The following is a 13213-nucleotide window of genomic DNA, read 5'->3' as shown; positions in this document are numbered from 1 at the left end:
TCCCCGGCGCGCCCCCCCCCCCCCCGCACCCCCCCCCGCGGCCCCGGGCGGCCGCCGCGCCCCCCCCCCCGGCCCCGCCGTGCCCCCCCCCCGGGGGGGGGCCCCCCTACGCCGGGGGCCCCCACGCCGCGCCGTGCGCTCACCGCGGGGGCGGCGGTCGCCATTCGACGAGCAGCAGCGTGGCGTCGTCGCGCAGCCGGTTGTCATGGGCGTCAAGAATCGAGTGGATGAGCCTGCGAAGCGCCTCGGGGGCGAGTTCCCCGGCCGCCGTCGCCCGGATGATGGAGTCGGTGAAGCGGTCGAGTCCGAATTCCGTGTGATCCCCGATCCGCGATTCGACCACGCCGTCCGTGTAGAGCAACACCCGGTCCCCGGGCTCAAGTTGCTCCTCGTGGACCGTACGGGCGGTTTCGCAGAACCGGGCACGCAGCCCCATCGGCGGCTGGGGCGGCCGGTCCAGAGCACCGGCCAGCACGCGGTCACCCCTGATCAGCAGCGGCGGCGGATGCCCGCAGTTGCACCACCGGAACAGACCGCCCGCCAGATCCAGCTGGCTGATGATCCCCGTGCAGAACTGCTCGGGCAGCCAGCGCGCCAGCGCCTTGTCGACGGTGTAGGCCACCTCGGCGAGGTCACCGCCGTCCCTGCGGGCGCTGCGGCAGCCCGCCAGCGCGACGGCCGTGGTCAGGCCCGCCGCCAGGTCGTGGCCCATGGAGTCGAAGATGTCGACGTGCAGCGTCGAACGGGTCATCGAGTGGTCGTAGGCGTCGCCGCCGATCTCGTACGCCGGTTCCAGCACCGCCGTCGACAGCGCGCGGTCGTTGCCGATGGTCCGAGGCGGCAGGAAGGCGCGGAGCATCTCGGCGGGGAGTTGCATCGGCTCCGTACGGGCGTACCGGGCCAGGCTGTCGCTGTACGCCCTCTTCGAGGTGATCGCCATCGCGAGCACCGACGCGATCATCCGGCAGCGGCGCAGCCGTTCCGCGTCGAGGACGGCCGTCCGGATGGCGAGCACACCGAGTCGTTCCGCTCCGTCGATCAGTGGTAGCCACGCGGTGAGGACGCCGTTCTCCGACTCCTCGATCCGCAGCTCAAGGGTGCGATAAGCCCGTCCGCCCGTAGTGGAGTCCACGCCGAGGCTGGGCATTCCCTTGCTGAGCGGGACGAGGTGCCGCTGCTCGATGTCGACCAGATACACCACGATCCGATCAAGGCCGATCGCCGTGGCACACCGGTTGACCAGCCACGGGAGGTCCATCGGGGCCGCCGCGTGCGCCTCGGCGAGCAGCACTTCGAGCAGTCGCTCACCAGGGCCGGGGGCCACGCTCTCACTCGGCATGGCGGTTGCCTCCTCACCGGCAGGCTCCTTCCAGCATCGCAGGTCCGCGCCACCCGTAGTAGCGGGGGAGGCCGGGCGGGACTTCGACGCGGGCCGCGAGGTCGGCCGGACGGGCTGTGTGAGGGGGAACTCGCCGCGATCTCTGGGCACCGCCGGAGTCACCCTGATAGGGAGGGAGGCATGAGTGAAGAGACCCCGATCCCCCCTGTCCTGACCGTCGTCGCCGCCAGCACCATCGAGCCGAACGTCGTCGGGGAGGGTGCCGCCGACCGGAACTCATGGATGGTGATCGAGACCGCCGAGCACGGACAGCTCCTGCTGAACCTGCCGGGGCCGCTGTACCGCGCCATGGAGCAGGCGACCCTCCTCGCCGCCGACCAGGCCGGCCCCGGACGCCTCGCCCTCACGGAACGCGAGATCGCCGCCTACCGCGAGCGCATCGCGGGCCTCACCGAAGAGGGGTAGGGATCCGTACGGGCGGCGGATCAGCACGGACGGCGGATCAGCGCGGCTCGGCAGATCAGTACGGACGGTCGCCGGCGATGGCGACACGCTCGGCGACCCGTCGATGCGTGCCGTAGTCGGCGACCGCGTAGTGCTGGGTGGCGCGGTTGTCCCAGAAGGCGATGTCGCCCGCCTGCCAGCGGAACCGGACCTGGTACTCGGGCACATGCGCCTGCTGGAAGAGCAGCCGCAGCAGCCGGTCGCTCTCCGCCCGTTCGAGGCCCACGATCCGAGTGGTGAACGACGCGTTGACGAACAGCATCCGCCGTCCCGTCTCCGGGTGGGTACGCACCACCGGGTGCTCCACCGGCGGGAAGACGTCCTGGAACGAGGCGAGCCGTTCGGCCGGGTAGAACCGGGCGAAGCCCGGCACGAAGTCGTGCACGGCACGCGCGCCGTCGATCCGGTCCCTCACCTCGCGCGGCAGATTGTCGTACGCCACCGCCATGTCGGCCCACATGGTGTCGCCGCCGGCGGGCGGCACCTCGCGCAGTTGCAGCACGGCACCCAGCGCGGGGCGCTCCCGGAACGTGACGTCCGTGTGCCACACGTTCTCGAAGGTCGGGACGGCCGTACGGTCGAAGCGCGCCACGTCGTCGCTGTCCCCGGCCGTCAGCAGGGGATTGGTCTCCAACCGCCCCCAGTTGAGGGCGAACGCGCGCTGCGCGTCGGAGGTCAGGCGCTGTCCGCGGAAGAAGAGCACCTTCCACTCCAGCAGGGCTCGATTGAGCTCGTCCCGCACGGCCGGCGACGGCGGGACCGACAGTTCCAGACCGCGGATCTCGGCACCGATGGTGCTCGACTGCGGTACGAGCCCGAAGAGTTCGTACGGCCGGTCCTCCCAGCCCTCGGGAACGCGGCGCAGCTCCCGATGCCCTTCGTACAGGCCGTCGGCGGGAATGTGGGGATCGCGCAGAGCGGCGGCGCCGGAGGCGGTGGGAACGGCGGACGTGGCGGAGGTTCCGGACGCGGATATGGCGGCGGTGGTCACAGGGCTCCTCGGGAGAACGAACCGGTGGGGCAGGGCGAGGGGAGCGGAGCGCCGGGGCGGTACCGACGAGAGAGCCGTCGAGTCCGTGACAGTACGGCCGGGGCCGGGCGCTACCGAAGGTCAGCGACAGCGACAGCAACAGAGAGGCGGGGATCCCACCCGGCCGCGGCGCAGCAGAAAGCTGAGGCCACGGGGCGCGCACTCACCGCGGGGGCCGCTTCGACGCGGCTCCGCTGCACGGTGGTTCGAGTACGGGCCCATGGCAGGCACCGTACCTCAGCGACGAGCCGGGTGACAGGGGAGGTCAACGGGGCGAGGGGAGCCCCTCGACCCCTGGCGTCCAGGGGGCGGTCTCGGCAGGGTGTGCGTATGACTCTCTCCGTCGCACACCTCAGCGATCCCCACCTCACGACCGGCCCCCTCGGCGGCGCACCCGCGGCGGGGCTGAGCCGGGCGCTCGGGCGGGTACTCGTCCTCGATCCACGGCCGGACTGTGTGGTGATCACCGGCGATCTGGTGGAGCGGGGCGCGCCGGAGGAGTACGCGGTACTGCGCGAGGTGATCGGCGGCTTCCCGCTGCCGCTGTTCCTCGTGACGGGCAATCACGACGAACCCGGCGCGCTGCTGGACGAGTTCGGCGGGACCGATCTCATGGGCGGTTCGCAACAGCCCCACTACGTGGCCGAGTTGCCGGGCCTGACTCTCGTGGCCCTGGACTCCAAGGTGCCCGGCGAGGGCGGCGGACGACTGGGAGCGGCCCAACTCGACTGGCTCGACGGGGTCCTGGGCCGCAGGCCCGACATCCCGGCGTTCGTGTGCCTGCACCACCCACCGGTACCGGTCGGCATCCCCTTCCTGGACGGGATGCGGCTCGCGGACGGTGACGCGTTGTCGGACGTGCTGGTACGGCACACGAACGTGGCCCGCGTGCTCGCCGGACATGTCCACCGCCCGGTCACGACCGCGTACGCGAACACCACCCTCGCCATCGCCCCGAGCACATTCCTCCAGAGCGGACTGGCCTTGCGCGAAGGCGTCCCCGGCTACCTTCCCGAGCCGACGTCGTTCCTCCTCCATCTGCTCGCCGGTACCTCGTGGATCACCCACACCGTCCCTGTCAGCCACGCGGCGGCTCCGGTCGCCGGATACTAGGGCGGGTCCGACAGTTCCCCCCCCCCGACCGGCTACCCGTCGAGTCCCACGCGCGCCGCCGCCGACGACCACGCGCGGCCGTCGCCCCGAGGCTCGTACCGGCGCAACCGCTGGGTGCGCGCCACCAGTCGGCGCATCTCGGAGCGGTCGCCCACCAGCCCCCGCGTCCGTGCCTGGACCAGGACGTTGCCCAGCGCGGTGGCCTCCGCCGGGCCCGCCACCACCGGCAGTCCCGTCGCGTCCGACGTCAGTTGACAGAGCAGCTCGTTACGGCTGCCACCGCCCACCAGGTGCACCACGTGAATGTCCGTGCCGGACAGTTCGGCCGCCGTTCGCAGCGCGGCGCGGTGCGCCAGGGCGAGGCTCTCCAGGACGCAACGGACCGTTGCCGCCTGGTCGGTGGGCGGTCGCTGGCCGGTGCGCTCGCAGTACGCGGCGATCCGGCCCGGCATGTCGCCCGGTGCGAGGAACACCGGGTCGTCCGGGTCGACCAGCGCCGCGAACGGCCGCGACCGCGCCGCCCGTTCCATCAGTGGCCCCAGCTCGGCCGGCAGCCCGCGGTCCGCCCAGGTGCGCAGGCTCTCCGACAGCAGCCACAGCCCCATGACATTGCGCAGGAACCGGTAACTGCCGTCCAGGCCCAGCTCGTTGGTGAAGTTCGCCGCCCTGGACGCCTCCGTGATCACCGGCTCGGCCAGCTCCAGCCCGGCCAGCGACCACGTACCGCAGGAGAGATACGCGAAACCGGGCCCGGTCGCCGGGACGGCGGCCACCGCCGAGGCCGTGTCGTGCGACGCCACGGCCGTGACGGGCGTGGACTCCGGGAGCCCGGTCCCGGCCGCCACGTACGGCAGCAGGGTCCCCGCCGCGTCCCCCGGCCGCCGGATCGGCGGGAACAGGCGCCGGTCGATGCCAAGCCGGTCCATCAGTTCGGGCGACCAGTCGCCCGCACGGGCGTCGAACAGACCCGTGGTGGACGCGTTCGTGGCCTCGGCGCCGACACTGCCGGTGAGCCAGTGCGTCAGCAGATCGGGAATCATCAACAGCGTTTTGGCGGCAGCGAGTTGAGCGCTGCCGGAGGCCGCCGCGAGCTGGAGGACCGTGTTGAACGGAAGATGCTGCAACCCGGTGATCCGGTACAGCTCCGCCGCCGGGACCGTGTTCCAGACACGCTCGTCCACACCCTCGGTGCGGACGTCCCGGTAGTGGTACGGATTGCCGAGCAACTGCCCGTCCGCGTCGAGCAGTCCGTAGTCCACCGCCCAGCTGTCGATCCCGATCGACGCGACGTCGTACGTACGGGCCGCGCGCCCGAGCCCGTCGAGCACCCCCTGGTACAGGGCGAGTACATCCCACCGCAGGCTTCCCGGCAGCCGCACCGGTCTGTTCGGGAAGCGGTGGACCTCGGCCAGATCGAGAGTCCCAGGACCTTCCCGGCCCACCCGCCCCGCCATCACCCGGCCGCTGGTGGCGCCCAGGTCGACGGCGACGAAAGCCGAGGATCCCGAGGGCGCGGGAGATCCCGGGGAAGCCGAAGGTCCCGAGGACGTCGACGATTCGGTGTACGACACGGTGGTGCCCCCTGCTCTCTCAGCTACCCGGCCTCTCCGCCCCTCAGCGCAGGAACGCCGCTGCGACACCCGCGTCCACCGGAATGTGCAGCCCGGTGGTGTGGGTGAGATCGCCGCCGGTCAGTGCGAACACCGCGTTCGCCACATGCTCGGGCAGCACCTCGCGCTTGAGCAGCGTCCGGCGGGCGTAGAACTCGCCCAGCTCCTCCTCCGCCACCCCGTACACCGCCGCCCGCTGCGCACCCCAGCCCGCCGCGAAGATCCCCGACCCACGCACCACACCGTCCGGGTTGACGCCGTTGACCCGGATCCCGTGCTCACCCAACTCGGCCGCCAGCAGCCGCACTTGATGGGCCTGATCCGCCTTCGTGGCCGAGTAGGCGATGTTGTTCGGCCCGGCGAACACCGCGTTCTTCGACGTGATGTAGACGATGTCGCCGCCGAGCCCCTGCCCGGTCATGACCCGCGCCGCCTCCCGTGAGACCAGGAACGAGCCGCGCGCCATGATGTCGTGCTGGAGGTCCCAGTCCCGCGCGGTCGTCTCCAGCAGCGGCTTCGAGATCGAGATCCCGGCGTTGTTGACGACCAGGTCCACCCCGCCGAAGGCGAGCACCGCTTCGCGGAAGGCGGCGGTGATCGCGTCCTCGTCGGTCACGTCGACGGTGACCGCCACCGCCCGGTCCGCGCCGCCCAGTTCACCGGCGACCTCCGCCGCAGCAGGTGCGTTCACGTCGGCTACGACGACGCAGGCGCCCTCGGCCGCGAGCCGGTGCGCGATGGCCTTCCCGATGCCCGACCCGGCGCCCGTCACTAGCGCGACACGGGTGGCCAGCGGCTTCGGAGCGGGCATCCGCCGCAGCTTCGCCTCCTCCAGCGCCCAGTACTCGATACGGAACTTCTCCGACTCGTCGATCGGCGCGTACGACGAGACCGCCTCGGCGCCCCGCATCACATTGATCGCGTTGAGGTAGAACTCGCCGGCCACCCGCGCCGTCTGCTTGTCCTTGCCGTACGAGAACATGCCCACGCCCGGCACCAGCACGATCGCCGGATCGGCGCCGCGCATCGCCGGCGAGTCGGCGTCGGCGTGCCGGTCGTAGTAGGCGGCGTACTGCGCCCGGTACTCCTCGTGCAGCCGTGTGACTCGGGCCGTCACCTCGTCGAGCGGCGCGGAGGCGGGCAGATCGAGGACCAGCGGGCGGACCTTCGTACGGAGGAAGTGGTCCGGGCACGAGGTGCCCAGGGCCGCCAGCCGCGGGTGCTCGGCGCGGGCCAGGAAGTCCAGCACGGGCTCGCTGTCGGTGAAGTGGCCGACCTGCGGCCGGTCCGTGGAGGCCAGCCCGCGCAGCAGCGGGGCCAGCGCGGCGGCGCGCGCCCGCCGCTCGTCCCCGGGCAGCGGACCGTACCCGTCCAGGAGGGGGCCGAACGGCTCCGGCCTGCCGCGCTTCGCGAGGAACTGCTCGGCCTCGCGGATGATGGTCAGCGAGTTCTCCTCGCACTCGCGCGACGTGTCGCCCCACGCGGTGATGCCGTGGCCGCCGAGCACACAGCCGATCGCCCGCGGGTTCGCCTTCTTCACCGCCGCGATGTCCAGGCCGAGCTGGAAGCCGGGCCGATGCCACGGCACCCACACCACGCGGTCGCCGAAGCACTCCGCCGTCAGTGCCTCGCCGTCGGCGGCGCAGGCGAGCGCGATGCCGGAGTCGGGGTGCAGATGATCGACGTGTGCGGCGTCCACCAGAGCGTGCATGGCGGTGTCGATGGAGGGGGCCGCGCCGCCCTTGCCGTGCAGGCAGTAGTCGAAGGCGGCCACCATCTCGTCCTCGCGCTCCACACCCGGGTACACCTCGGCGAGCGCCCGCAGTCGGTCGAGCCGGAGCACGGCCAGCCCCGGCGCGGTGAGCGTCCCCAGGTCCCCGCCGGAGCCCTTCACCCACATCAGTTCGGTGTCGGCGCCGCTCACCGGATCGGGGGCCGAGCCCTTGGCGGAGGTGTTGCCGCCCGCGTAGTTGGTGTTGCGCGGGTCGGCGCCCAGACGGTGGGAACGCGCGAGGAGTTCGGCGGCCTGAGAGTGCTGGGCGGCTTCGGGGGAGGGCGTCATCAAGAGGCTTCCTTCGATCCCTGATCGATGAATGAATCGATTCATTGAGAAGGTAGGCGGCGGCGCGGACGCGTGTCAAGGGAGGTCACATCCAGCACGGGCCGGCACTCCTGCTCACCGCGGGCATGGGCGGCGACCACTCCGCCGGCCCTGCTCACGGCCCGTCGAACCGCCACCACATGAGGATGCCGCCGCGACTCACTCCTTGGTCAGCAACTCCGCGATCTCGTCGTGCAGTTGAAGCGGCAGCCGAGTGCCCCAGCGCGCCGCCGCCTCGGCCGCCAGATCCCGGCTCCACCGCCAGCTCTCCATCGCCGCCGACCGGAGTTCACCGGGCCCCGCCCCGCCGGTGGTCGCGAGATGGCGCGCGCGGTCGGCCTCCGGAAGATCCGACTCCAGCGCACGGCTCGGCGTGAGCCAGTGCGTGGTGGAACCGCGCAGCAGTCGGCACAGCTTCAGCTGGAGCGGCGCGACGACGGCGTGCAGCAGGTTGTACGCGCGAGCGGTCTCCCCGCGCGCCCGCACATGGGCCAACATCAGTGTCCAGTTGGCGAGTTCGTCGCACAGCTCCTGAGCGGTGGCCACCGGCTCCGGCGGCCGGAACTCGGCGAGCCGGCGCGCTGCGGCGGTCAGCCGGCCCTCGCGGTCGAGGAGGACGGCGGAATCGGGATCGGGGAGATGAACCATCCCCTCCCACGACGGGATCAGATCGATGCCCGGTCCCGCCGGATCGATGTGGAACTCCCCGCGCATCAAGTCCTCGAAGACGACGGCGAGGATGCCGTACATATTGGTGTGGGCCAGCTTCAGCGGCGCGATCCGCCCGACGAACTCCCGCCCGTCGAAGCTGTCGGCGTCCTCGTCCCGTACGAACAGGTACGCGTCGATGTCGGAATGCGCGTCCGCCTCCCCGAGGGTCCACGACCCGTACAACAGCACGCCCTCCAGGCGCGGTTCGGCCTCGGCGAGCTCGCGCAGCCGCTCGACGCGATGGTTCAGGGCAGGGGCGGGCGATACGTACGACACGGGCTGGTCTCTCCTGGGCCTGGGTGACGGCGCACGAACGGGGCCCGGTGACAGCCGGGCGGCCGGATCCTGGTCTCGGACCACGCTCGTGTGCTCAGGTCATTCCCACGCCGAAGATCCTACGGGACGCTCCCGCCGTACTACCGGGACAGCAGCGGCTCCAGCGGGTCCACCGGCCGGATGGAGTCGAACGGGCCCGTCTCGACCACATAGCTGCAGTAGGTGTACGAGTAGCCGGGATCGATCGACATCCCGTCCGTCGTGCTCGTCACGTCGTCGGCCGCGTCTCCGGAGTGCTTCAGCAGGAAGTGGTAGTCGCCCACCGGCAGTCGCAGCGTCTTCTTCGGATAGCCCTTGCCGGAGTCCTTGCACGCCTTGTCGACGGCCTCGTAACTGGAGTAGTTCTCGCAGCCGCCGCACGCCTTTATCTTGACCGTGCCGGTCACGGGCCCCGTGTAGAGGATCTCCACCGCGTCCGAGGCGTCGTTGCTGATCACCACCTCCAGCCTGGCCCCGCCGGGCGCGTTCTCCGGCGGCAGCCGCTTGCCTGCCGCCGCGCGCTCCGCGGCGATCTCGGCGGCGATGGCGATGTCCCGCGCACGGTCCTTGCGGTCGCTGTTCTTGTACGTGGACCGGAAGGCCGTCAGCGTCTCCAGGGCGAGATCGAAACGCTTGTCCTTGAACTGGTCCACACCGCAGGCGTAGGTCCCGGACTCAACGGCCGAAGCCGCGCTCTTCTTGAGAGCCGCGGTGTCCGTCTCGAAGGACTTCACCAGGTCGGAGATGTTCTCCAACTCCGTGGTGGACGTGCACGGATCGGCTCCGCCCAGCTTCTTCTCGCGCTGCCCGATGGCGGCGTCGACGGCCGGCTTGACCGCCGCCGCCTGCGCCGACTCGGGGAACGTGGAGATGAGTTCGGCCAGTTCGCCGCCGTCCGTCCCCGACGCGCCCGCGGCCAGTCCCGTACGTCCGCACTCCAGGAGCGAGACGGCCAACGGCTCGTCGGGCCACTTGGCCAGCTTGCCGAGCAGATCGGCGTCGATCGAATCGGGCACGTCACGCAGGTACTTGAGGGGGGCGACGGCCTCGCAGTACTCCTTCTCCGCGTACGGGCGGGACACGGCGTCGTAGAACGTCGCGAGCCGCTCGGGCACGAGCTTTCCGGCCCTCGAATCGCCCTCGTTCTCGCCGAGTTCACGGTAGACACCGAGGGCGGAGAGGTATCCCGCGGTCTTGTCCTTGCGGTCACTGTCGCGCAGCGCCTCGACCTGCTTGTCGGCCTTGGCGAGCCTGTCGAGCAGCATCCGCTCGACGGCCTCGTCCTGGGCCGCCTGGTAGGCGACGGCACCGCCCACCGGAATCGCGAGCAGTACGAGGGCGAGCGCGACGGCCAGAGCGGGCCGCAGGGCGGGGAGTACCAGCGGCGGTCGCGGAGCCGGACCACGCGCGCGCCGGGCGCCGTCGAGGGCCGCGCCTATCAGCACCAAGGCGTAGAGGGCGACAAGCAGGCCCGGAACGCCGTCGGTGTCGGCGGGCAGGACGAGAAGCAGGAACAGCGCGGTCGCGGCCAGGCTGACGGTGAGACGGACCCAGTCACGGAGCAGGGCGTAACCGAGCCCGAGGCCGGTTAGGTTGAGGAGCGCGACGGCGGCGACATGGCCGGACGCGGCCGGAGGGCCGGTGGGCAGCGGCGGCGGTGGGGGCGGGGGAGGAGGACCGAAGGCCGGTGGCTGGGCCGGCGGGGGCGGTGTCAGAGGCCGTGCCGGGACCGAAGGCGGTACGGCGTCGGTGGGTCCGTCAGCGTTCGTACCCGTCCCCGCGCCCGGGTCTCCACCCCCGTCCGGACCCGTCTCTTTCTCGTCACTGTCTCTCCCCGTTGCCATGTGCCCCCCTGATGTCCGGTTCCGCAGCGTTTCACTGCTACTCCATACAGTGAACGTCAAGGTCGGTGCGGTGCAAGGCGGTTGGGCGACCGCCGCCAGGTCCGCCGGGGTCGGCCGGGCGTTCCGCCCGCGTGCGGAATTTCGGCCGGGGAGATGGATTAATACACTCCAACTCTGGCCAGAATGATGGCGTGACAGTGCGTCGGAGAACTACATAATAATACGTTGGGCGCTCCCGAAGGATCATTCATTCCGCTCGCCGGGAATCGCCCCGTCACCGCGTACCTTCACCACCCAGCATTACGTCCCAGGCCACCGGGCCACCAATGAACGGCGCGAGGAGAGCGGCCGTGCATGATGAATTCCTGTGCCATGTCACCGCCTACGGAGTCAGTGGCGGCCAGCGTATAGGCGTACCCCTGGGAACGTATCGCGCCCCCACTCTGTCACTTGCACTGTGGTGGTTACGGGACCGGGCCACGTGGATTGCGGAACGCCTCGATCCGAGCCCCGAGAACGACAAATTTCCCGCCCGTGCGCTCGCCCCCCTGGCCGACAACGTCCCTGACGTGCCCCAGATGCTGCGGGCCTGGCGCGACAACCAGGACCATCAGGACCGTGTCGCGGAACATCTGGCGGCGGGCCATCTCATTCGAGTCGCCACGCGTGACGAAACCACGGAATACGAACTTCTCGCGGAATCGGTCGACGCGCTGCGGATGGACCGCGCCAGCCCCTCATTGATCGACGAGTCGGAAATTCACGACCGTTACGAGGGTGCGGGCGCCGGCAGTCACGCGCGCGAGCGCACTCCTGTCGCTGCGGCGCACGAGTACGAGGGTGAGTACGGTTACGCGTACGCATATGTAAAGCCCTCGGAAGTCCCGGGGAAATGGCGTACGTGGGAAGACTCCTTCGCCGACACGCTGCAACTGGGCAGACTGCCCCGCTAATCACGGGACCCACACATCGGAATAACCTCCTCCGCACCGCCGTTCACCGAATCACCCACGCGCCGCGTGGCGCGCGCCGCGCAACGGCCGCCACCACGCGGACGTTGCTACGGTCGGATTCGCACGGGCCCGAGGGTGTCCGCACGCGGGTACCAAGGGCAGAGCGAGACCCAAGTAAGGAGACGGCAGATGCTGTTCGGCAAAGAGCACGTCAAGCGCTACCAGGAGACCGACGGCGAGGTGGGGCACGAGTGGGAGAACGGCACGACCACGCTGATCCTCACCACCACCGGCCGCAAGAGCGGCGAGCAGCGCAGCACCCCCCTCATCTACCGCACCCACGGTGACGACCTGTTGATCGTCGCCTCCAAGGGCGGCGACGACTCGCCTCCCCTCTGGTACCTCAACATCCAGGCCGACCCCGAGGTCCGGGTACAGGTGAAGGGCGACCGCTTCACCGCCCGCGCGCGCACCGCGACCCCGGAGGAGAAGCCGGAGATGTGGCGGCGGATGGCCGAGGTCTGGCCCGCGTACGACGAGTACCAGACCAAGACGGACCGGGAGATCCCCGTGGTCGTCCTGGAACGCGTCTGACCGGTCCTGCCGTGCGCGTCGGCCGGCGACGGCAGCCGGCCGGGTCTTCGCTTCCGTGAAGCCGGGCCGCCGCCGTGCGCCTTTTCCGTCCCCAGAACACGACACGAGCCCGCCGACATCAACTCGTTGACATCGGCGGGCTCGTGATGGTTCATCAGCCTCGGGGTGTCAGTTCCAGCGCCTCGGCCAGCGTGCGCCACTCGGCGAGCGGCAGGTCCTTGGCGCGGTCGCCGGTCAGGACCTGGAGCGCCAGATGGTCGGCGCCGGCGTCCACGTATTCGGCGACACGGCCGCGTACCGTCTCGGGGTCGCCCAGCGCGAAGAGCGCGGCCAGCAGCCGGTCGCTGCCGCCGTCCGCGAAGTCGCCCTCGGTGAAGCCGAGCCGCAGCAGGTTGTTCGTGTAGTTGGGCAGTTGGAGATACATCGACAGCATCCCGCGCGCGACCGTCCGGGCCCGGTCGATGTCCGTGTCCAGTACGACGGTCAGCTCCGGTGCGAGCAGCGCGTCCGGACCGAGCGTCGCCCGCGCCTCCGCCGTGTGCTCCGCCGTGACGAGATAGGGGTGCGCGCCGGCCGCACGTTCCGCCGACAGCTTCAGCATCTTCGGGCCGAGCGCCGCGAGGACGCGCCCCGACGTGGGCACCGGGTCGGGCGCGACGTCCAGGGCGTCGAGGTACTCGACCATGGTCGAGTAGGGCCGCGCGTAGTTCGGCGTGAACCCGCCGTGGCTGACACCCAGTCCGAGGACGAAGCGCCCCGCCGTGTCCCGCTGGATCCGAGCCGTCCGCTCGGCGACGGCCGCTGCCTCGTGCTCCCAGATACTGAGAATGCCGGTCGCGACGGTGATGTGCCGGGTGGCCTCGACGACCGGAACCACCTGGTCGAGCGATGGGCTGCCGCCCATCCAGACCGTTCCGTATCCGAGTGCGTCGAGCTCGGCGACCGCGGTCGAGACCGCCGCGACGCCGTCGGGGTCGGAAGGGTGCAGGGCCGAACTCCAGATGCCGATCCTGCCGAAACGTGCGCTGTTGTCAGAGGGCATACCGAACGCTAACCCAGGCCCCCGACGGCGCCCCGCCCACCGCGCCCGCCCGTCGCA

At 70.9% G+C, this 13213-nt stretch carries 10 protein-coding genes and 1 pseudogene; 4 read left to right on the top strand and 7 right to left on the bottom strand.

Annotated features, from left to right (window positions below; all coding sequences use genetic code 11):
• Positions 1 to 139 precede the first annotated feature (139 nt).
• Entirely contained in the window at positions 140 to 1339 is a 1200-nt protein-coding gene (locus ACFWHU_RS33575; RefSeq protein WP_385802164.1) for a PP2C family protein-serine/threonine phosphatase, read from the bottom strand.
• A 180-nt stretch (positions 1340 to 1519) separates the two neighbouring features.
• On the opposite strand from ACFWHU_RS33575, the gene ACFWHU_RS33570 reads away from it, so the two are divergent.
• Entirely contained in the window at positions 1520 to 1804 is a 285-nt protein-coding gene (locus ACFWHU_RS33570; protein WP_385802166.1) for a hypothetical protein, read from the top strand.
• Positions 1805 to 1859: 55 nt separating this feature from the next.
• Here the strand turns inward: ACFWHU_RS33570 and ACFWHU_RS33565 are convergent, their stop codons facing one another.
• Entirely contained in the window at positions 1860 to 2819 is a 960-nt protein-coding gene (locus tag ACFWHU_RS33565) for a TauD/TfdA dioxygenase family protein (protein WP_385802276.1), read from the bottom strand.
• Positions 2820 to 3203: 384 nt separating this feature from the next.
• Here ACFWHU_RS33565 and ACFWHU_RS33560 point away from each other — a divergent pair, with 384 nt between their 5' ends.
• Positions 3204 to 3986, top strand: coding sequence for a phosphodiesterase (locus tag ACFWHU_RS33560; protein WP_387229619.1), 783 nt, complete (start codon positions 3204 to 3206; stop codon positions 3984 to 3986).
• Positions 3987 to 4018: 32 nt separating this feature from the next.
• Here ACFWHU_RS33560 and ACFWHU_RS33555 read toward each other — a convergent pair whose 3' ends face one another.
• The 4 genes from ACFWHU_RS33555 to ACFWHU_RS33540 form a co-directional block, all read right to left on the bottom strand.
• On the bottom strand, positions 4019 to 5440 hold the full coding sequence (locus tag ACFWHU_RS33555; RefSeq protein WP_387229679.1) for a rhamnulokinase family protein: 1422 nt from the start codon (positions 5438 to 5440) through the stop codon (positions 4019 to 4021).
• A 160-nt stretch (positions 5441 to 5600) separates the two neighbouring features.
• Complete coding sequence (locus tag ACFWHU_RS33550; protein ID WP_387229617.1) at positions 5601 to 7658, bottom strand: bifunctional aldolase/short-chain dehydrogenase; 2058 nt, start codon at positions 7656 to 7658, stop codon at positions 5601 to 5603.
• Between the two features lie 198 nt (positions 7659 to 7856).
• Positions 7857 to 8684, bottom strand: a complete 828-nt coding sequence (locus ACFWHU_RS33545) for a nucleotidyltransferase domain-containing protein (protein WP_387229615.1) — start codon at positions 8682 to 8684, stop codon at positions 7857 to 7859.
• A gap of 140 nt (positions 8685 to 8824) precedes the next feature.
• Positions 8825 to 10567: a hypothetical protein gene (locus tag ACFWHU_RS33540; RefSeq protein WP_387229613.1), complete on the bottom strand. Its 1743-nt coding sequence runs from the start codon at positions 10565 to 10567 to the stop codon at positions 8825 to 8827.
• A gap of 350 nt (positions 10568 to 10917) precedes the next feature.
• Here ACFWHU_RS33540 and ACFWHU_RS33535 point away from each other — a divergent pair.
• Together ACFWHU_RS33535 and ACFWHU_RS33530 are read left to right on the top strand one after the other, a co-directional pair.
• A pseudogene (locus ACFWHU_RS33535) lies at positions 10918 to 11313 on the top strand (hypothetical protein); the annotation flags it as partial.
• A gap of 396 nt (positions 11314 to 11709) precedes the next feature.
• Positions 11710 to 12114 carry a nitroreductase family deazaflavin-dependent oxidoreductase gene (locus ACFWHU_RS33530; protein ID WP_147876182.1) on the top strand — a complete coding sequence of 135 codons (405 nt, stop codon included), beginning with the start codon at positions 11710 to 11712 and terminating at the stop codon, positions 12112 to 12114.
• Positions 12115 to 12268: 154 nt separating this feature from the next.
• On the opposite strand, the gene ACFWHU_RS33525 is transcribed toward ACFWHU_RS33530, so the two are convergent.
• On the bottom strand, positions 12269 to 13156 hold the full coding sequence (locus tag ACFWHU_RS33525; protein ID WP_387229611.1) for an LLM class F420-dependent oxidoreductase: 888 nt from the start codon (positions 13154 to 13156) through the stop codon (positions 12269 to 12271).
• Between the last annotated feature and the right edge of the window lie 57 nt (positions 13157 to 13213).

This window comes from Streptomyces sp. NPDC060366 (genome assembly GCF_042725135.1).
In the GTDB taxonomy this organism is placed as follows: Bacteria; Actinomycetota; Actinomycetes; order Streptomycetales; family Streptomycetaceae; genus Streptomyces.
The sequence above is the reverse complement of the archived record's forward strand: the minus strand, read 5'-3'. Positions and strand labels throughout refer to the sequence as shown.